Annotated in this window: 19 protein-coding genes; 5 read left to right on the plus strand and 14 right to left on the minus strand. The window is 69.8% G+C overall.

Annotated features, from left to right (window positions below):
* Nucleotides 1-196: 196 nt before the first annotated feature.
* From rpe to EOINJALH_RS09865, 9 genes are all read right to left on the minus strand, one after another.
* On the minus strand, nucleotides 197-889 hold the full coding sequence (gene rpe / locus EOINJALH_RS09825; RefSeq protein ID WP_088280180.1) for a ribulose-phosphate 3-epimerase: 693 nt from the start codon (nucleotides 887-889) through the stop codon (nucleotides 197-199).
* A gap of 1 nt (nucleotide 890) precedes the next feature.
* Complete coding sequence (fba, locus tag EOINJALH_RS09830) at nucleotides 891-1952, minus strand: class II fructose-bisphosphate aldolase (protein WP_088280181.1); 1062 nt, start codon at nucleotides 1950-1952, stop codon at nucleotides 891-893.
* Nucleotides 1953-1991: 39 nt separating this feature from the next.
* Nucleotides 1992-4001, minus strand: coding sequence for a transketolase (gene tkt, locus EOINJALH_RS09835; protein ID WP_088280182.1), 2010 nt, complete (start codon nucleotides 3999-4001; stop codon nucleotides 1992-1994).
* Nucleotides 4001-4885: a phosphoribulokinase gene (locus EOINJALH_RS09840; RefSeq protein ID WP_088280183.1), complete on the minus strand. Its 885-nt coding sequence runs from the start codon at nucleotides 4883-4885 to the stop codon at nucleotides 4001-4003. Before EOINJALH_RS09840 ends, tkt begins: the two co-directional genes overlap by 1 nt.
* A 28-nt stretch (nucleotides 4886-4913) precedes the next feature.
* Nucleotides 4914-6032, minus strand: a complete 1119-nt coding sequence (locus tag EOINJALH_RS09845; RefSeq protein WP_088280184.1) for a class 1 fructose-bisphosphatase — start codon at nucleotides 6030-6032, stop codon at nucleotides 4914-4916.
* Nucleotides 6033-6105: 73 nt separating this feature from the next.
* A complete protein-coding gene (locus tag EOINJALH_RS09850) occupies nucleotides 6106-6846 on the minus strand; it encodes an HAD-IA family hydrolase (RefSeq protein WP_088280185.1) in 741 nt (246 codons plus the stop codon).
* The gene (gene cbbX, locus EOINJALH_RS09855) at nucleotides 6843-7838 is read right to left on the minus strand and encodes a CbbX protein (protein ID WP_088280186.1); all 996 of its coding nucleotides are present in this window, start codon (nucleotides 7836-7838) and stop codon (nucleotides 6843-6845) included. Before cbbX ends, EOINJALH_RS09850 begins: the two co-directional genes overlap by 4 nt.
* Nucleotides 7839-7885: 47 nt before the next feature.
* Entirely contained in the window at nucleotides 7886-8326 is a 441-nt protein-coding gene (locus tag EOINJALH_RS09860; RefSeq protein WP_088280187.1) for a ribulose bisphosphate carboxylase small subunit, read from the minus strand.
* Between the two features lie 27 nt (nucleotides 8327-8353).
* The gene (locus EOINJALH_RS09865) at nucleotides 8354-9838 is read right to left on the minus strand and encodes a form I ribulose bisphosphate carboxylase large subunit (RefSeq protein ID WP_088280188.1); all 1485 of its coding nucleotides are present in this window, start codon (nucleotides 9836-9838) and stop codon (nucleotides 8354-8356) included.
* 107 nt (nucleotides 9839-9945) lie between these two features.
* On the opposite strand from EOINJALH_RS09865, the gene EOINJALH_RS09870 reads away from it, so the two are divergent.
* Nucleotides 9946-10860 (plus strand): LysR family transcriptional regulator, encoded by a 915-nt coding sequence (locus EOINJALH_RS09870; RefSeq protein ID WP_088280189.1) that lies wholly within the window; start codon nucleotides 9946-9948, stop codon nucleotides 10858-10860.
* Nucleotides 10861-10947: 87 nt separating this feature from the next.
* Here the strand turns inward: EOINJALH_RS09870 and EOINJALH_RS09875 are convergent, their stop codons facing one another.
* From EOINJALH_RS09875 to EOINJALH_RS09885, 3 genes are all read right to left on the minus strand, one after another.
* A complete protein-coding gene (locus EOINJALH_RS09875; protein ID WP_088280190.1) occupies nucleotides 10948-11388 on the minus strand; it encodes a TA system VapC family ribonuclease toxin in 441 nt (146 codons plus the stop codon).
* Complete coding sequence (locus EOINJALH_RS09880) at nucleotides 11385-11618, minus strand: CopG family transcriptional regulator (protein ID WP_088280206.1); 234 nt, start codon at nucleotides 11616-11618, stop codon at nucleotides 11385-11387. The genes EOINJALH_RS09875 and EOINJALH_RS09880 overlap by 4 nt, the downstream gene beginning before the upstream one ends.
* A gap of 208 nt (nucleotides 11619-11826) precedes the next feature.
* Nucleotides 11827-12186 (minus strand): DUF2513 domain-containing protein, encoded by a 360-nt coding sequence (locus EOINJALH_RS09885; RefSeq protein WP_144289956.1) that lies wholly within the window; start codon nucleotides 12184-12186, stop codon nucleotides 11827-11829.
* Between the two features lie 681 nt (nucleotides 12187-12867).
* Between EOINJALH_RS09885 and EOINJALH_RS09890 the strand changes: the two genes are divergently transcribed.
* The gene (locus tag EOINJALH_RS09890) at nucleotides 12868-14076 is read left to right on the plus strand and encodes a tetratricopeptide repeat protein (protein ID WP_158219711.1); all 1209 of its coding nucleotides are present in this window, start codon (nucleotides 12868-12870) and stop codon (nucleotides 14074-14076) included.
* Between the two features lie 55 nt (nucleotides 14077-14131).
* Here the strand turns inward: EOINJALH_RS09890 and EOINJALH_RS09895 are convergent, their stop codons facing one another.
* Together EOINJALH_RS09895 and EOINJALH_RS09900 are read right to left on the minus strand one after the other, a co-directional pair.
* Nucleotides 14132-16612 carry a hypothetical protein gene (locus EOINJALH_RS09895; protein WP_144289957.1) on the minus strand — a complete coding sequence of 827 codons (2481 nt, stop codon included), beginning with the start codon at nucleotides 16610-16612 and terminating at the stop codon, nucleotides 14132-14134.
* Between the two features lie 96 nt (nucleotides 16613-16708).
* Nucleotides 16709-17239: an MYXO-CTERM sorting domain-containing protein gene (locus tag EOINJALH_RS09900; protein WP_088280194.1), complete on the minus strand. Its 531-nt coding sequence runs from the start codon at nucleotides 17237-17239 to the stop codon at nucleotides 16709-16711.
* A 188-nt stretch (nucleotides 17240-17427) separates the two neighbouring features.
* On the opposite strand from EOINJALH_RS09900, the gene EOINJALH_RS09905 reads away from it, so the two are divergent.
* Genes EOINJALH_RS09905 through EOINJALH_RS09915 form a run of 3 tightly spaced genes read left to right on the plus strand, consistent with a single transcriptional unit; the run spans nucleotide 17428 to nucleotide 19002 of the window.
* Complete coding sequence (locus EOINJALH_RS09905) at nucleotides 17428-17892, plus strand: cupin domain-containing protein (protein WP_088280195.1); 465 nt, start codon at nucleotides 17428-17430, stop codon at nucleotides 17890-17892.
* Nucleotides 17893-17908: 16 nt separating this feature from the next.
* Complete coding sequence (locus EOINJALH_RS09910; protein WP_088280196.1) at nucleotides 17909-18406, plus strand: ASCH domain-containing protein; 498 nt, start codon at nucleotides 17909-17911, stop codon at nucleotides 18404-18406.
* Between the two features lie 38 nt (nucleotides 18407-18444).
* Nucleotides 18445-19002 (plus strand): N-acetyltransferase, encoded by a 558-nt coding sequence (locus EOINJALH_RS09915; protein WP_088280197.1) that lies wholly within the window; start codon nucleotides 18445-18447, stop codon nucleotides 19000-19002.
* The last annotated feature ends 269 nt before the right edge of the window (nucleotides 19003-19271 follow it).

Genomic DNA, 19271 nt, shown 5'->3' on the forward strand with positions numbered 1-19271 from the left:
CTGCCCTCCGGCCAGGAGGACGACTCGGTGCACCGCGGGGCAGCACCCCGGATGAGGCCGGCCCCGGTAGGCCGATGCCCGCCCACCCGGGAGGGCAGACGCCCCGGCGCCGCGCGTGCGGTGCCGCCGCTCAGTATGGGTTCAGGCTGTGGGCAAGCTGGGGAAAAGCTGTGACCAGCCTGTGGTCAAGCTGGGATCACATGGCGCTGGCCTTGCCGGCCTCGCGGCGCAGCGTGCCGATGGTGGCCGCCCAGTCGGCGCTGCCGAACACGGCCGATCCGGCGACGAAGGTGTCGGCGCCGGCCGCCGCGATGGTGGCGATGTTGTCGGTCTTCACGCCACCGTCCACCTCGAGGCGGATGGTGCGGCCGGTCTCGCGCGCGTGCGCATCGATGCGCTCGCGCACCTGGCGCAGCTTGGGCAGGGTCGACGCGATGAAGCTCTGCCCGCCGAAGCCTGGGTTCACGCTCATCAGCATCACCAGGTCGAGCTTGTCCATCACATGGTCCAGCCAGGCCAGCGGCGTGCCGGGGTTGAACACCAGGCCGGCCAGGCAGCCGGCATCGCGGATGAGCTGCAGCGTGCGGTCGACGTGGCGCGTGGCCTCGGGGTGGAAGCTGATGAGCCCGGCGCCGGCCTTGGCGAACAGCGGCACCAGCGCATCCACCGGCTCGACCATCAGGTGCACGTCCATCAGGGCCTTGCCAGCGTGGGGCTTGAGCGCCTCGCAGACCATCGGCCCGAAGGTCAGGTTGGGCACGTAATGGTTGTCCATCACGTCGAAGTGGATCCAGTCGGCGCCGGCCTCGACGACGCGGCTCACGTCGTCGCCCAGGCGGGCGAAGTTGGCCGACAGGATGCTGGGGGCGATGACGGTGGGCTGCGCCATGTCAGGCAGCCTTCTTCAGCGCGGCACCGGCGTAGCGCTGCGCCATCGCGGTGAGCGGAAGCACCTTGATCTTCGAGGCTTTGCCGGTGCAGCCGAAGGCCTGGAAGCGCAGCTCGCAGACCTGGCGCGCGGCGGCGGTGGCGGCCTTCAGGAAGGCGCGCGGGTCGAACTCGTCGGGCTTGGTGAACATCACCTTGCGCATCGCGCCGGTCATCGCCAGCCGGATGTCGGTGTCGATGTTCACCTTGCGCACGCCGTGGCGGATGCCGCGCACGATCTCTTCCACCGGCACGCCGTAGGTCTCGCGGATGTCGCCGCCGAACTCGCGGATGGTGGCCAGCCACTCCTGCGGCACGCTCGACGAGCCGTGCATCACCAGGTGGGTGTCGGGGATGCGCGCATGGATCGCTGCGATGCGGTCGATGGCCAGGATGTCGCCGGTGGGCTGGCGGCTGAACTTGTAGGCGCCGTGGCTGGTGCCGATGGCGATGGCCAGCGCATCGACGCCGGTGCGGGCCACGAAGTCGGCGGCCTGGTCGGGGTCGGTGAGCAGCTGCGAGTGGTCGAGCGTGCCCTCGGCACCGACGCCGTCCTCCTCGCCCGCGGTGCCGGTCTCGAGCGAGCCCAGGCAGCCCAGTTCGCCCTCGACGCTGACGCCCACCGCATGCGACATCTCCACCACGCGCGAGGTCACCGTCAGGTTGTACTCGTAGCTGGCCGGCGTCTTCTGGTCTTCCATCAGCGAGCCGTCCATCATCACGCTGGAAAAGCCCGAGCGGATGGCCTGCTGGCACACCGCCGCCGACGCGCCATGGTCCTGGTGCAGGCAGATCGGCAGCTGCGGGTACTGCTCGATCGCCGCCTCCACCAGCTTGCGCAGGAAGGGCTCGCCGGCGTACTTGCGCGCGCCGGCGCTGGCCTGCAGGATCACCGGCGCATCGTTGGCCTCGGCGGCCTGCAGGATGGCCTGCATCTGCTCCATGTTGTTGACGTTGAAGGCCGGCACGCCGTAGTCGTGCTCGGCGGCGTGGTCCAGCATCTGGCGCAGCGAGATCAGGGGCATGGGAAGCTCCAGGGAAAGTGAGGACAGGGCAAGGAACGTTCAGACGCGTTGGCGCACAGCGTCGGCCACGCGCTCGGCGGTGATGCCGAAGTGGGCGTACAGCTGGGCGGCCGGGGCCGACTCACCGAACGTGGCGATGCCGATCACGGCGCCGGTGCGGCCCACGTACTTGCGCCAGAAGTCGGGTTGCGCGGCCTCCACCGCCACGGTGGGCAGGGCCAGCGGCAGCACCCGGTCCTGCCAGGCCGCGTCCTGGCGGTCGAACACGTTGGTGCAGGGCATCGAGACCACGCGGGTGGCGATGCCCTCGGCCGCCAGCAAGGCCTGCGCGGCCATCGCCAGCGAGGTTTCCGAGCCGGTGCCGATGATCACCGCGCGGGCGCCGACCATGTCCGACAGCACGTAGCCGCCGCGGCGCACCTCGGCCGCGCGGGCCGCGTCGTCCAGCAGTCGCGGCAGGTTCTGGCGCGACAGCGCCAGCGCGCTGGGGCCGTCGTGGCGTTCCACCGCGCAGGCCCAGGCCACGGCGGTTTCCAGCCCGTCCGCCGGGCGCCACACGTCCAGCCCGGGGATCAGCCGCAGGCTCGGCACGTGCTCCACGCTCTGGTGGGTGGGCCCGTCTTCGCCCAGGCCGATGGAATCGTGGGTGAACACGTGCACCACGCGCTGCTTCATCAGCGCGGCCATGCGCACGGCGTTGCGGCTGTAGTCGCTGAAGGTCAGGAAGGTGCCGCCGTAGGGCAGGTGCCCGCCGTGCAGCGCCATGCCGTTCATCATCGCGGCCATGCCGAACTCGCGCACGCCGTACGACAGGTGGTTGCCCGGCAGGTCGCGGCCGGCCTTGACGCAGCCCTTGAAGTTGGTGAGGTTCGAGCCCGTCAGGTCGGCGCTGCCGCCGAAGAATTCGGGCAGCAACGGCGCCAGTGCGTCGAGCGCGTTCTGGCTGGCCTTGCGGGTGGCCACCGCGGCGGGCTGCGCCGCGATGGCGCTGAACACGTCGGCGATGCGGTCGATGTAGGCCGGCGGCAGCGCGCCATGCTGGCGGCGCTCGAACTCGGCCGCGTCGGTCGGGTACTTGGCGCGATAGGCCTCGAACAGCGCGCGCCAGCCCGATTCGGCGGCGGCGCCGCGGGCGCGCGCGTCCCACCCGGCGGACACGTCGGCCGGCACCTCGAAGGGCGCGGCCGTCCAGTCCAGCGCCGCGCGGGTGGCCTGCACCTCGGCCGCGCCCAGCGGTGCGCCGTGCACGTCGTGCGTGCCGGCCTTGTGCGGCGAGCCCTGGCCGATGGTGGTCTTGCAGCAGATCAGCGTCGGCCTGCCGTCGGGGCGCTGTGCCTGCTCGCGCGCCGAGCGGATGGCGGCGTCCACCGCGTCGGCATCGTGGCCGTCCACCGCGGCGATGACGTTCCAGCCGTAGGCGTCGAAGCGCTTGGGCGTGTCGTCGGTGAACCAGCCCTCCACATGGCCGTCGATCGAGATGCCGTTGTCGTCGTACAGCGCCACGATCTTCGACAGGCGCAGCGTGCCGGCCAGCGAGCACACCTCGTGGCTGATGCCTTCCATCAGGCAGCCATCGCCCAGGAACACATAGGTCATGTGGTCGACGATGGGCAGGCCCGGGCGGTTGAACTCGGCCGCCAGCAGCTTCTCGGACAGCGCCATGCCCACCGCATTGGCCAGGCCCTGGCCCAGCGGGCCGGTGGTGGTCTCCACGCCCGGCGTGATGCCCACCTCGGGGTGGCCCGGCGTCTTGCTGTGCAACTGGCGGAAGGCCTGCAGTTCGCTCATGGGCAGGTCGTAGCCGGTGAGGTGCAGCAGCGCGTACAGCAGCATCGAGCCGTGGCCGTTGCTCAGCACGAAGCGGTCGCGGTCGGCCCAGCGCGGGTTCGTCGGGTTGTGCTTCAGGTGGCGGTGCCACAGCGCCTCGGCGATCTCGGCCATGCCCATCGGCGCGCCGGGGTGGCCCGACTTGGCCTTCTCCACCGCGTCCACTGCCAGCATTCGGATGGCGTTGGACATTCGCTTTGCGAGTTGGGATTGGGTAGTCATCACAGCGCTCCCAGGGCGCGCTGGCGCCGTTCCATCATGCGCCAGATGAAGGGCGTGAAGATCAGCTGCATCGCCAGCTCCATCTTGCCGCCCGGCACCACGATGGTGTTGGCCCGCGACATCCACGAGTTGTTGATCATGTTCAGCAGGTACTGGAAGTCGATGCCCTTGGGCTGCGAGAAGCGGATGACCACCATGCTCTCGTCGGCCGCCGGGATGTCGCGCGCGATGAAGGGGTTGGAGGTGTCGACCACCGGCACGCGCTGGAAATTGACGTGCGTGTGCGCGAACTGCGGGCAGATGTAATGCACGTAGTCGGGCATGCGGCGCAGGATGGTGTCGGTGACCGCCTCGGCCGAGTAGCCGCGCACGTTCTTGTCGCGGTACAGCTTCTGGATCCACTCGAGGTTGATCACCGGCACCACGCCGATCAGCAGGTCGGGGTGCTTGGCGATGTTCACCTCGGGCGTGACCACGGCGCCGTGCAGGCCTTCGTAGAACAGCAGGTCGGTGTCGTTGGCCAGCGTCTCCCAGGGGGTGAAGGTGCCGGGGTCCTGCTTGTAGGGCGCCGCCTCCACCGGGTCGTGCAGGTACTTGCGGCGCTGGCCGGTGCCGGTCTCGCCGTAGCTGCGGAACAGCTGCTCCAGCTCGGGGAACAGGTTGTTCTCGGGGCCGAAGTGGCTGAAGTGCTTGTCGCCGGCCTTCTCGGCCTCGGCCTGGCGCTTGCGCATCTCGAGCCGGTCGTAGCGGTGGAAGCTGTCGCCCTCGATCACCGCGGCCTTGACGTTCTCGCGGCGGAAGATGTTCTCGAAGGTGCGCGTCACCGACGAGGTGCCGGCGCCGGACGATCCTGTGATCGCGATGATGGGGTGTCGTTCTGACATGGCGATTCCTCGATGCAGATGAAGGTATTCAGTCCCTGAACAGGCTGCGCGGCGCGAACAGCGGGCTCTCGCGCTCCGACTTGGCCGGCTCGGCGTGGTAGCGCTCGATGCGTTCGACCTCGTTGCGCGAGCCGAAGACCAGGCCGATGCGCTGGTGGATCGACGAGGGCTGCACGCCCAGCACGTTCTGCCGACCGGTGCTGGCGCGGCCGCCGGCCTGTTCCATGATGAAGCCGATCGGGTTGGCCTCGTACAGCAGGCGCAGGCGGCCGTGCTTGGCGGCGTCCTTGGTGTCGCGCGGGTACATGAACACGCCGCCGCGCATCAGGATGCGGTGCGCCTCGGCCACCATGCTGGCGATCCAGCGCATGTTGAAGTCCTTGCCGCGCGGGCCGGTCTTGCCGGCCAGGCATTCGTCCACGTAGCGCTTCACCGGCTGCTCCCAGAAGCGGCTGTTCGACGCGTTGATGGCGAACTCGTGCGTGTCGGCCGGCACCTGGATGCGCGGGTGCGTGAGCATGAACTCGCCCAGGCTCGGGTCGAGCGTGAAGCCGGCCACGCCCGCGCCCACGGTGAGCACCAGCATCGTCGTCGGGCCATAGATCGCATAGCCGGCGGCCAGTTGCTTGGTGCCGGGCTGCAGGAAGTCGGCCTCGGTGATGTCGCGTCCGCTGTCCACCACCTCTTGCGGCGCGCGCAGCACGCTGAAGATGCTGCCCACCGAGACGTTGACGTCGATGTTGCTCGACCCGTCCAGCGGGTCGAAGGCCAGCAGGTACTTGCCGCGCGGGAACGGCGCCGGGATCTGGAAGGGCTCGTCCAGCTCTTCGGACACCATGCCCGCGCAGTGGCCGCCCCATTCGTTGAGCTTGATGAAGACCTGGTTGCTGATCACGTCCAGCGGCTTCTGCGTCTCGCCCTGCACGTTGGTCTGGCCGCCCGCGTCGGCCAGGCCGTTCAGCGCGGCGACGGCGCCGTTCGGGGTGGCCGTGGCGCCCAGCTCGCCGAAGGCCACCGCGCGGGCGATGGCCTTGCAGGCCAGGGCCACGTCGAGGATCAGCGCGTTGAAGTCGCCGCTGGCGCCCGGGAAGCGGCGGCGCTGCTCGATCAGGTACTGGGTCAGGGTGAGTCGGTGCGACATCGGCATGGCGTTCTCTCGGGGTCGGGGGTCGTGCGGTCGGGGAGCGGGCAGGTGGTGATCGGGCGGGTGGTGATCGGGGTCAGCGCGGTGCGGCGGCGTGCCATGCGCGCAGGTCGGCCACGCTGATGCCCTGCAGCGAGGGCAGCACGCGCAGCGCGCCGGTGAAGTCGTGGTGGGCGCTGAAATCGTTGGGCGTGATCACTGTGGCCAGGCCGGCGCCGCGGGCGGCCTGCAGGCCGTTGGCCGAATCCTCGAAGGCCAGGCAGTCGGCGGCCGGCAGTTGCAGGCGCGCCAGCGTCTGCTGGTACACCTGCGGGTGCGGCTTCTTGCGCGGCGCGGTGGAGGCGTCCTCGATCACCTCGAACAGCATCGTCCAGTCAGGCCCCAGCGCCCCGCGCAGCAGCGCCGAGATGTTCACCGGCGAGGTGGTGGTGGCGATGGCCAGGCGCAGCCCGGCGGCATGGGCCGAGCGGATGAGGGCGAGCACGCCGGGGCGCATCTGCACCGCACCCTGCTGCACCCGGCGCTCGTAGGCGGCTGTCTTCAGGTCGTGGATGCGCTGCACGGTGTCGGCCAGCGCGCTGGCGTCCAGCGCCTGCACATCGCCGCGCACCTGCGCCCAGTGGTGGGCGATGCGCTCCTTGCCGCCCGACACCTCGAGCAGGCGCAGGTAGGTGGGCAGGTCCCAGTGCCAGTCGAGCCCGGCCTCGCCGAAGGCCTGGTTGAAGGCGGCCAGGTGCGCGTGTTCGGTGTCGGCCAGCGTGCCGTCGACGTCGAAGATCAGCGCACGCAGCGGCGGCCGGCCGGTGGGCGTGCTCATGTCGCATCCTTGCCGGCGTCGTCGCCACTGTCGTTGAACACGCGGCTGGCCAGGATGTCGCTGGCCGCGATCGTGGTGAGGTCGTCGCGGGTCAGCGCGCGCTCGCGGTCGGCAAACAGCCTTGAGGCCTGGCGCAGCCGCGCCCGGTCGAGCGCGTTGCGCACGCTGCGCGCATTGGAGAAGTGCGGCTGCGCCATGCGCCGCGCCAGGTAGGCATCGAACACCTCGCGGGCGCCGTCGGCGAAGCGGTAGTTCTGGTCGGCCAGCAGCCGGTCGGCGATCTGCAGCAGCTCGGGCGCGCTGTAGTCGGGGAAGTCGAGGTGGTGCGCGATGCGCGAGCGCATGCCGGGGTTGGACTGGAAGAAGGTGTCCATGCGGTCCTTGTAGCCGGCCAGGATCACCACCAGGTCGTCGCGCTGGTTCTCCATCACCTGCAGCAGGATCTCGATGGCCTCCTGGCCGTAGTCGCGCTCGTTCTCGGGCCGGTACAGGTAGTAGGCCTCGTCGATGAAGAGCACGCCGCCCATGGCCTTCTTCAGCACCTCTTTGGTCTTGGGCGCGGTGTGGCCGATGTACTGGCCCACCAGGTCGTCGCGCGTCACGCTGACCACATGGCCTTTGCGCACGTAGCCCAGCCGGTGCAGGATCTGCGCCATGCGCAGCGCCACGGTGGTCTTGCCGGTGCCGGGGTTGCCGGTGAAGCACATGTGCAGCGACGGCGCCTGCGCGGCCAGGCCGTGCTGCGCGCGCAGCTTGTCGATGACCAGCAGCGCGGCGATGTCGCGGATGCGCTGCTTGACCGGCGCCAGGCCGATCAGGTCGCGGTCGAGTTCGTCCATCACCGACTCGACCTGGCTCTGCGCCAGCACCTCGGCCACGGTGGCAGGCGCAGCCGCACCCGCCGCAGGATGTGCGGCGGGCGCAGTGGCCCCCGCAGCGGCCGAGTCGGCCGTGCGGGTGGAACCCGGGATGGTGTAGAGCGGGGCGCTCATGGTGGTCGATGGTCGTTGAGGGCCGGGCGGTCGGGGCGTGCCGTGCCTCAGGCGCCGTAGCGCTCGCCTTCGGGCTTGTCGGTGGCGTAGCTGTGCACCGTGGTGCGCATGGTGCGCCCTTCGACCTCCTGCCGCACCAGGCCGAAGCCGGGTTCACGCGACGGCCGGTTGACGATGAAGCTCATCACGATGCTCTCGGTGTTGCGCGTCGAGTCGAAGGCCATCAGGCGGATGTAATGCTGCGGGAAGGTCTTGCGGCACGCGTTGAGTTCCATCAGCACGCCGGCGGCGTCCTTCAGGTCGAACATGGGCATGCCGTACATCTCCCAGTAGGTGTTGCGCGGGTGCGGGTCGTCGGTGTATTCCACGCTCCAGGCGTAGCCCTTGTTCAGGCCGTAGTCGATCTGCAGCGCGATCTCGTCGTCGGTGAGGTCGGGCAGGAAGCTGAACATGCCCTGCGTGATGCGGCCGGTGGGGTTGGTCATCATGGTCGGTTCTCCTTGGGCGGTGGGCGTTCAGGCCGAGACGCCTGGGGTCACGGCGTAGTCGCTGGTGTCGGTGCTGGCGTAGTTGAACGAGATGTCGCCCCAGGTGTCGAGCGCCTGCTTCAGCGGCGTGCAGCTTTGCGCCGCCTTGCGCAGGATGTCGGGGCCCTCGTTCTTGATGTCCTTGCCCTCGTTGCGGGCCTTGACCATGCATTCCAGCGCCACGCGGTTGGCCACCGCACCGGCCTGGATGCCGGCCGGGTGGCCGATGGTGCCACCGCCGAACTGCAGGATCACGTCGTCGCCGAACAGGTCGATCAGCTGGTGCATCTGGCCGGCGTGGATGCCGCCGCTGGCCACCGGCATCACCTTGCGCATGTCGGCCCAGTCCTGGTCGAAGAACAGGCCGCGCGGCAGGTCTTGTTTGGTGTAGCTGTCGCGGCAGACGTTGTAGTAGCCCTGCACCGTCATCGGGTCGCCTTCGAGCTTGCCCACCGCGGTGCCGGTGTGCAGGTGGTCCACGCCGGCCAGGCGCAGCCACTTGGCCATCACGCGGAACGACACGCCATGGTTCTTCTGCCGCGTGTAGGTGCCGTGGCCGGCGCGGTGCATGTGCACGATCATGTCGTTCTTGCGCGCCCAGTTGGCGATGCTCTGGATGGCGCTCCAGCCGATGATCAGGTCGACCATGATCACCACGCTGCCCAGCTGCTTGGCGAATTCGGCCCGCTCGTAGATGTCTTCCATCGTCGCGCCGGTCACGTTCAGGTAGCTGCCCTTGACCTCGCCGGTGGCCGCGCTGGCCTTGTTCACGCCTTCCATCACGTACAGGAAGCGGTCGCGCCAGTGCATGAAGGGCTGCGAGTTGATGTTCTCGTCGTCCTTCATGAAATCGAGCCCGCCCTTCAGGCCCTCGTAGATCACGCGGCCGTAGTTGCGGCCGGAGAGGCCCAGCTTGGGCTTGGTGGTGGCGCCCAGCAGCGGGCGGCCGAACTTGTCCAGCCGCTCGCGCTCGACCACCAGGCCGCAGGGCGGGCCCTTGAAGGTCTTCACCAGCGCCACCGGCATGCGGATGTCTTCCAGGCGCGCGGCCTTCAGCGGCTTGAACGAGAACACGTTGCCGATCAGGCTGGCCGTGATGTTGGCGATCGAGCCCTCTTCGAACAGGATGATGTCGTAGGCCACCCAGGCGAAGTACTGGCCCGGGTTGTTGGGCACCGGTTCCACCTTGTAGGCCTTGGCGCGGTAGCTGTCGCAGGCCGTCAGGCGGTCGGTCCACACCACCGTCCAGGTGGCGGTGCTGGATTCGCCGGCCACCGCGGCGGCGGCCTCGATGGGGTCCACGCCCTCCTGCGGCGTGATGCGGAACAGGCACAGCGTATCGGTGTCCTTGGGCACGTAGTCCGCGTCCCAGTAGCCCATCTGGCGGTACTTGAGCACGCCAGCCGAGTAGCGCTGCTTCTTGTCCAGGATCTGGGCGTCGGCGACGACGCTGCTTTCGACGGGGGAGTTCATGGTGTCTCCAGACATGGGGGATGGGTGGGAGTGAGGCGACTGTAGGAACGGCATCGATTCAGGTAAAGTCAGTTATACTTCGCTTTGAGATAAGCTTTTCCTTAATCATGAACATCACCTTCCGCCAGCTCAAGGTGTTCACCGAGGTGGTTCGCCAGGGCAGCGTGCAGCGCGCGGCCGAGGTGCTGCACCTCACGCCGCCGGCGGTGTCGATGCAGGTGAAGGAGATCGAATCGCAGGTGGGCCTGCCGCTGTTCGACCGCGCCGGCCGGCGCCTGTCGCTGTCCACCGCGGGCGAATACTTCGTCGTCTACGCCCGCCGCCTGCTGTCCACGCTGAAGGAGGCCGAGGACGCGATGGCCCGCTTCACCCGGGCCGAATCGGGGCGCCTGACCATCGGCATGGTCAGCTCGGCCAAGTACTTCCTGCCGCAGCTGCTGGCGCAGTTCCATGCCGAGCACCCGGCGGTGGAGGTGCGGCTAAAGCTGGGCAGCCGCGAGCAGCTGGTGGCGTTGATGCAGGCCAACGAGGTGGACGTGTCGGTGATGGGCCGCCCGCCCAAGGAATGGCCCAACCGCGCCGAGCCATTCGCGATGCACCCGCACGTGCTGGTGACGGCGCCCGGCCACCCCTTCGCCCGCGCCGAGAGCGTGCCGGCCAGCGCGCTGGCCAACGAAGGCTTCATCGTGCGCGAGCGTGGCTCGGGCACCCGCGCTGCGCTGGAGGAATACCTGGCCGGCCACCGCCTGCAACCGATGTTCATCATGGAGATGGACAGCACCGAGGCCATCAAGCAGGCCGTGATGGCCGGCATGGGTGTGAGCATGGTGTCGCTGCACACCATCGGCCTGGAGTTTCGCCACGGCCTGATCGCCGCACCCCACGTGGAAGGCCTGCCGCTGATGCGGCGCTGGCACCTGGTCAATGCCTCGGCCAAGCTGCTTTCACCGGCGGCGGAGGCCTTCCGCTACTTCATGCTGGAGCATGGGGAGGCGCATTTGGCCGCGTTGTTTGCGGAGTAGCTATGAGCAATGGCTCTCCGCGTCAGACCGCTTGAGGCGTCGCTCTCACCAGGCATGGCCGGTGCGCGTCCACTCGAGCGAAGGGCATCAGTTCACTTGGATGAGCGCCAGTGCCTTCTTGCCACCGGGCACGACTTCGGTGGCCAACTTCTGATCCATCGTCGCGAGACGCCCACCCTTGGCATGGGCGAGGGCGAGCAAGTAGCTGTCCGTGACGCGCGAGTGGCTGGACAGGAGTTCCGGGGCGAAAAACTCGGCATCTGCAATGCTGAGATCGTCGGGCCAAAAAAAGTGTCCGGACAACCCTCGGATTGCGGCCAAAGACTGAAGGGCGACGCTTGGAGGCCCGGGCGAGTTGGGATACTTCGGATGCCCAATGATTCGGATGAGTCCGTTCTCGGTGAGCGGACAGGTGGCGAATCCCTTGTGACCGACACGTGCGAACCAGTCGTGGGCTTGGTCGTGCTGGATGTGCGCCGGATCCACGAGGGCGATGAGGACGTTGACGTCCAGCAGGTAGACCGTCACGGCAATTCGTCGCGCAACTGGTTGACCAGTTCCGGGGTCACCGGGGCTGCGCCACGGCGACTGGGCAGCAGCGGGACACCGTTTCGTTCGCTGCGCGTAGCTCGAGCCCCGCGAGCGAGGCCTTGCCTGGCCAGCATGGAGATGACTTCCCCCACGCTCATTTGATCGCGCTCGGCCAAGTGCTTGGCTGCGGCGAGGACGTCGTCATCGATGGCGAGGGTGGTGCGCATGAGGCGGCTCCTGATGCGACGCATCATACATCAAACATCACCTGGACGTTGGCGAGGCGGGGCTTCTGATGTATGGCGTTCGAGATGAGCGTGCGACGACGGTAGGACGCCAGGGATTGGGCTGTGAATGTGCACCGTGTGCCGTCGACCAGGCCCTGGCGGCCTGCCGTTGGGGGTCGCGTATCCACCGAGCGGTTCGAGGGGCCTCTCAGAGTCCAAGCTCTTGCTTTGCATATTCTTTCAGCAGGTCGAACGCGACTTCGATTGAAGTTCCGCCAATTTTCCTGATAGCTCCTTTTGCCTTCGCCCACCTCTTGTCTTCGCGGGCAGACTCCAAGAATTCGTATCCTTTCCATGTGAGATGCAGCGGGATGGCTTGTGGGAGCAAATCTGAGATGGTGGTGGTGTCGGCGACCTGAGCGAAGCCTGCATCTCCCAGCAAGTAGGAATGAAATCCAATCTCTTCGTCTGTGTAGTCTTTGTCGCGGAGCGACTCAGCAATGTCCTGGTCGCTCTTGGACTCGAGCGCCAAGCAGATATCGCGGATCAGATCTAGATTGCGCTTCATCGAATTGCACCTTTGCCGGAGGTAGGGGCCCAACGTACAGCGTTGATCTGACGCGCCTTCGATTCGATATGGCGCTTGCGGTGCTGCCCGCGTCAGATAGACCTCGTTGGACTGAACCGCCGCGGCGGCCACTGAACGGGGAATGTAAGGTCAGTGCGCGGTCGTGGCTACGAGATGCGTGAGGATGAGCCGCCTTGGGACCGCTTGGCCAAGAACGGCAGCGCGCGGTCTGTGCCGGCATCGGCGCGTCCGAGTTGAAAGATCGGGGCTGTCCGCCGCTGGCATCGACAGAATTCCTGGAGGCGCAGTTGCCGGCCCCGCCGACCGTTCTGGACGGGTGTTGATCAACACGATGACCATTGCCCCAGGTCGCTCACGGTGGCCTCCTGCGAGTCGCGAGCGTGGGGACGACGTTGTCGTCCGATTGCACAGCCACCGTCCGGCGCTGTGGCCACCGAAGCTTAGCCATCCGCCAGCGCCTCGCGTCTGCTGGCACCGCTTTGTTTGGCTGCCGCACAGCAGCCCTCACCTGCGGCCAGTTCGTTCCGCTGCGTCACGGGGCCCATGGCCCGGCACCCCTTGACGCGCAGCTCTCGCGGCAGCCAAGCCACGCCCGGCCTCGCCCCGTCGCCGATCCCGCGACAATCTCACCCCGGCATCCACCGCGACAACAGGGCACCCATGATCTCGAGGAAGAAGGCCGCCGAACTGCTCCAGCGCGCCGCCCGGCAGCGCGAGGCGGGGCAGCCCGCCGACGCGGCGGCCACCTACCGGCGCCTGCTGCGCGACAACCCGGCCAGCGTCGATGCGCTCTACCTGCTGGGCACGCTGCTGGCCGAGGCGGGCGACCTGGACAGCGCCGAGGGCTACCTGCGCCAGGCGCACCGGCTGCACCCCACCAGCGACCTGGTCATGGTCAACCTGGGCACGCTGTCGCGGCTGAAGGGCGATCTGCAGGCCGGCATCGACTGGTACGAGCGCGCGCTGGCCGTGGCCGCCGACAACCCCGCCCTGGCCGCCAACCTGGGCTCGGCCTACCTCAACGCGGGGCGCGATGCCGACGCCGAGCCGCACCTGCGCCGTTACCTGGCGCAGCAGCCGGGCCACGTCGCGGCGCTGTGCCTGCTGGGCGACGCGCTGCGCGGGCAGAAGCGGCTGGACGAGGCCGCCGAGCAGTACCGCAAGGCGCTGGCCATCGCGCCCGAGGCTGCCGAGGCGCGGCATGCGCTGGCCGCCTGTACCGGCGAAGCGCCCGAGCAGGCGCCGGCGTCGTATGCGCGCAAGGTGTTCGACACTTACGCGCCGCACTACGACGCGCACTACGGCGCCGTGCTGGCGTCCAACGGCCCGCAGCGGCTGCGCGAGGCGGTGGAGCGGCGATTTGCCGGCCGGCACGACCTGCGGGCGCTGGACCTGGGCTGCGGCACCGGCCTGGCCGCCGCCGCGCTGCGCCCGCTGTGCGCGCGCCTGGTCGGCGTCGACGTGTCGCCGGCGATGCTGGCCGTGGCGCAGCGCAAGGCGCTCTACGACGACCTGGTGGAGCGCGACGTGCTCGCGCACCTGCAGCAGTCGGCCGAGACCTTCGACCTGATCGTCGCGCAAGACGTGCTGCCGTACTTCGGCGCGCTGGTGGAGCCGCTGCAGGCCGCCCGGCGCAGCGCCGCGCCCGGCGCGGTGCTGGTGCTGACGATCGAATCCACCGGCGACACCACCGACGCCGCCGATGCCGACTGGCGCCTCGGCGCCGGCGTGCGCTATGCGCATTCGCAGGCCTACCTGCGACGTGCCGCGACCGAGGCCGGGTGGACCGTCGCCGCGCTGGAAGGCTTCGAGTTCCGCCGCGAGCAGGACGGCTGGACGCCGGGCTGGCTGGTCGAACTCGAGGCGTGACGCGTGACCCGGTGCGCGGGCGTCACCCGCCCCCGCCCCGGGTCCGTCGGGCGCGTCAGTTGAACCGCGAGACGCTGTCCTTGTAGCTGCCGTCCAGCATGCGGTAGCGCAGCTGCAGGGTGCGCCCGCTGGTCCCGTTGCCGGTCAGCGCCGGAAACTGGAACCCGGCGGGCGCCACCGCGGTGCCGGTGGTGGCACCGCGCACCACGGGCACCACCGCGTCCAAGATCGAAAGCCCCGGGGCGAAGGTGTAGACGCCGGCGCTGCCCACCGTCTCGGCAAAGGGGTTGGCCGTCCACGCCAGGTCCATCGTGCTCTGGACGGCGGCCCGCGCATCGGCGGGGTCCAGGTAGCGCAGTGTGGCCGCGTCGAATGCGATCCACTCGAGGTTGCGCGCGAAGGTGGCCGCCACCACCGGGGTGAGGATGGTCTTCGGCAGCACGTGGCGGGGGGCCGCTTCGCCGTCGTAGAAGATCTCCAGCGTGTAGGCGCTGTGGGCCTTCAGTGCGGCCAGGTCGATGTAGCCCTCGGTCGGCGTGCCCACCAGGGCACCGTAGTCCAGCGGATGCGCCCAATCGGGAAAGTCCGTGTTGTTGTTGGATCCCGCGAAGGGGTTGGCGGCGGTCAGGCTGGCGTCGGCGCCGGCCACGCCCCGCGTGCGGTGCAGCTTGAAGATGTTGGCCGACGACGCAAAGGGGGTCTGGGCGGGGTCGGTGATGCCGTCCTTGCGGAGGATGTTGAGCCAGTTCTGGTCGGTGATGAAGGCCGGGTTGGGGCGCGTCAGCACCACCCCCGCGGCGGGCAGCCCGGGCCCCTTGATGCGCGCGGCGCGCAGGCCGGTGCTGCCGGGGCCGTCCTTGTTGACGAAGATCTCGATGCCACTCTCGAAGCGGCTGGGGCCCACCCCCCCGAACGGGGCCACGCCCGGCGTGGGCACCCGCTGGTCGCTGCGGCGCACATAGGCCCGCACCACCGTGTCCACCGGCTGCTGATTGCCGCGCAGCCACCAGTCGGTGGGATGCGCCACGGTGGCGGTGCCGGGCAGCTTTTCGGCCACCTCGATCAGGTTGCCGGTCACCCCGTTGGCATCCACATAGCGGAGGTTCAGCACCGCCTGGTCGCGGTTGGCCGGGGTGGTGTCATCAGTGAAGCGCATCAGCTCGGGGAGGCTGAAGGCCGCCCCCACCATGCGCGCGTCGTGCAGCAGGCCAAACAGCCGCTGCCCCACGCGAAAGCCGTTGTGCACGTAGGTGACGTGCGCGAAGGCCCGGCAGGCCGGCGCCATGCCGGTCACCTCGGCACCGCCCGCCGACGCGGGGATGGTCAGGTCCACCGCCAGCACGCGCTGCGCCACCGGCAGCGCAAAGCAGTCGTTCATCGACTGGGTGATCTGTCGCATGGCGTCGGCCAGGGCCACGGCGTCGGGCACCGGTGCGGGCAGCACCGGCGGGTTGGCCGTGTTCGGGCCGGCCACCGGCACGCCGCCGGCCGGGTTGTCCACCGTCGACACCATCGACACGCCGTTCACCGTGGTGAAGCGCAGCATCTCGATCACCTGGTCGGCGGTGTTGCCGGCCTGCGTGGGCGTGGCCGCCTGGATCGGGGTGCTGAACGGGTCGTAGCCCGCCGGCACGCCCAATGCGGTCAGCACCGGCCCCAGCTGGGCCAGCACGTTGGCGGTGGTGCGCGCCAGCGCGGCCAGGTCGACGAGGGCCGGGTTGGCCACCACCGCCAGCGCATTGCCTTGGGGTGCGAGCTGGGCCACGATGGCCGTGGTCAGCGGCGTGGCGTTGGTGATCAGCGCGGTGCCCGGTGCGGGCGTGCTGGCCACGATGCTCACCATCGGCGGAAACGCGCCGAAGGGCTCGGTCACCACCACGACGAAGGGCGCCACGCGGCCGGCCTGCACGGTGCACGTGAAGCCGCCCGTGCCGTTGGTGACCACGCGCGGCTCGGCACAGACCGCGGCGCCCGACACGTCGGTCACCGACACGTTGGCGTTGGCCAGCGCGGCCCCCACGGCCGCGGTGCCGGCCACCACGCCGGGCGCGTTGACGGCCCAGGCCAGCTGCGCCGGCAGAAAAGGCAGCGCGCGGTCGTGGCGCAGGGTGATGGTGTCGGCCGGCGTGGTGTTGCCGCCCGGCAGCGTGCCGGCGTCGACGCGGGGCTGGACGATGGTGGTGCCGGCGCCCGCGCCCACCAGGTCGACGCGCACGCCGATGCGCGGAGCGCCGGTGTTGTGCAGCGTCAGGCGGTAGTCGTACTCGAACACCGTGCGCGAGATGCGCCGCTGGGCCGTCTGCACCATCGCGGCCACGCTGATCCCGGACAGGTTGCCCGCCGTCACGGTGCCCACGGCCGGGGCCGGGGGCGCCACCGCCAGGCGGGTGGCGCGAGACCCGGCCGTGAGAACGTTCGGAGAGTTCAGGGCGTTCGGGGCGGTCGGCTCGCCGCTGCCACCGCACGCCACCAGCAGCGTCGACAGGCACAGCGAGGCGGCCACGGCACGGGCCCCTCGTTGAAGGATCGCAGACATGACAGGCTCCTTGCGCCCCGGGGGCGCGGCATCGACCAAGGGACGACAAGGGGGGCCGAGGGCGCGCCCTCGGTCGTGGCAGGTGGTGGGGCGGCGTCAGCGGCGGCGCCGTCCCCAGGCCAGGCCGGCCAGCGCGACGGCCACCAGAGCCGCCATCGGCGGCTCTGGCACCGGCTGCGATCCGACCACCGACGGCACCGTCAGGCCCGAGCCCCGCACCTCGAAGCTGCGGTCGACGATCTCGAAGGGCAGGGCCCCGGGCGCCGCGGCGCCCAGGTAGGTGAAGGCGACGCGGAAGCCGCCCAGCACGTCGCCGTCCAGCAGTTGGTCGGCGTCGTCGAGCACCAGCGCATCCAGGAAGCCGGCGGCGGGCAGCGCCGCATCGGGCTGCGCCACCAGGCTGTCCCAGCCGGCAGGGCTGTCCAGCACCGACAGGCCGCTGAACAGCGCCTCGTCGAAGTACACCGTGAAGCCGCCGATCGACGCCGGGGCGCCGTCGTTCGTCACCTCGAACGCCACCGACCACTGGTTGCCCCCCAGCGGCGTGTAGGCCGACCCGATGACGGTGGCGTGCACCTGCAGACTGAGCGCGGCCAGCGCCAAGACCTTGGCCAGGAATTTCATCATTGCCGTCTCCGTGTGGGGGTGACCCGGTGCGGGGCATGGCGCCGGTGGAGCCGATGCTCGGGCAAGGTGCCGGGCCCGGCATCCGCAGGAATGGGGAGTCGCCGGCCTGCATTGACTGCGTCTGGTGTTCTGTGCGACCGTACCGTCCCCGAGGCGCTTCCAGCCATCCCCTACAGGAACCATCGACCATGACGGCCCTCAGACCCGACGCGTTCATCCGCGAGCAAGGCGACGCCCCGGCCGCGGGCGCGCCGAACCTCACGCTGTGGATCTCCGAAGCGGGCGGGCTGGGCCAGTTCGGCGCCTTCGTCGAGGTGCTGCAGCCCGGCACGCGCTCGTCGCTGGCGCACTGGCACAGCGCCGAGGACGAGATGGTCTACGTGCTCGAAGGCCAGGTGACGCTGGTCGAGGGCACCACCGAAACCGTCTTGCACCCAGGTGACGCGGCCACCTTCAAGGCCGGGGTGCCGGTGGGCCATTGCCTGTGGAACCGCAGCGCGGCGCCCACGCGCTGCCTGGTGGTGGGCACCCGGGCACCGCTGGACCGCATCACCTACCCCGAGCTCGACCGGGTGCGCGTGCGCGACCGCTCGCTGCCCGACGACACCTGGACGACGATCGCGGGTGCGCCTGCGTCCAGCCCGTTTGCGTGATCCGTACCCATGCGCCATGAGCACCGACCTGCCCTCCGTCGAATCACTGGTCGGCGCGTTGGCGGCGCTGGGCATCGGGCTGCCGCCGGGCCGCGTCACCGTCGACGGCTACGGTGATTCGCCCGAGCTGTCGGCGTATTTGCTGACACTCATCCGCAGCGGCCAGAAGCGGGCGGGCACCGGGCTGCTGTGGGGCATGGAGCGTGAAGGCCGGGCCCTGCCGGCGGTGGGTGACATCGAGATCGTCGTCGACCACCGGCACCGGCCGGTCTTCGTCACCCGGCTCACCCGCGTGCAGGTGCTGCCGTTCAACGAGGTCTCGGCCGAGTACGCGGCCACCGAGGGCGAAGGCGACGGCTCGCTCGCCGACTGGCGTCGGGGCCACTGGGCCTACTTCGGCCGCGAGTGCGCCCGGCTGGGCCTGGAACCCAGCGAGCACATGCCTGTCGTCTGCTGCGTGTTCGAGGTGCTGCACGCGCTGCCGTCGGCCGATGGGCCGCCCGGCGCGCCCTGAGCCGGCACAGGCCGCCCACTTGCAGCAAGAGATCATCCATGGACGCCCTGGAACCCGGCCACTACTGGAAGACCCCGTTCCTCTGGGAGCCGGGCTGCCAAGAGCCCGCCGCGGCACCGGGCCTGCGCTTCGACACCGCCGACGACGGCTGGCTGGCCGGCGCCATCGGGGAGGTGATGGCGCACTCGCTGGACGAGTCCGACCGGTTCGCGGTGGCGCAACTGGGTCGCGCCGGGGCCGTGGCAGACCTGATGGCGGCGCTGCCGCAGCACTTCGACCGGCCGGCGGGCTGGTGGCGGGCGGCGCTCGACGCGCAGGGCCGCCCGGTGGGCTTCGTGCTGCCGGTGCTGTTCAAGGGCGCCGGTCGCTGGAAGGACGGCCGACCCCAGGGCACCATCTTCTACATGGGCGTGCTGCCCGGCTTCAGGGGCCACGGATACGCCCGGGCCCTGGTCGACGAAGCCACCCGCGTGTTCCGGCAGGCCGACTGCTGGCGCATCTTCTGCGACACCGGCACCGACAACGCCCCGATGGTCCGCGCCTTCCGCCGGGCGGGCTACGTCGAACGCGCGCCCTGGCAGCGGCCGGTGGGCTGAGGCCGCGGCGCTCCTGCCGCCGGCCCCGGCCGGGCGTGGCGTCGCTCCCACGGCCCCTCATCCCGCGTGCCGCAGCCGATCGAGCCCGCCACGAGCGCGTGCGACGCGGCCGGTGGCAATGGCCTGGGCGTGTTGCTGACGTCCCCGACCCACCGAGTCAGGATGAACGCGTCGGGTGAGAGGCACGCACCCGCGGCCAGGCCCACTGCGCGGTCGGGGTGGCCGACACGACACCACGGAGTTGCAGGCAGATCGGGTCGGGCCCCGTG

The sequence above is a fragment of the Ideonella sp. A 288 genome, from assembly GCF_002198735.1.
In the GTDB taxonomy this organism is placed as follows: domain Bacteria; phylum Pseudomonadota; class Gammaproteobacteria; order Burkholderiales; family Burkholderiaceae_C; genus Pseudaquabacterium.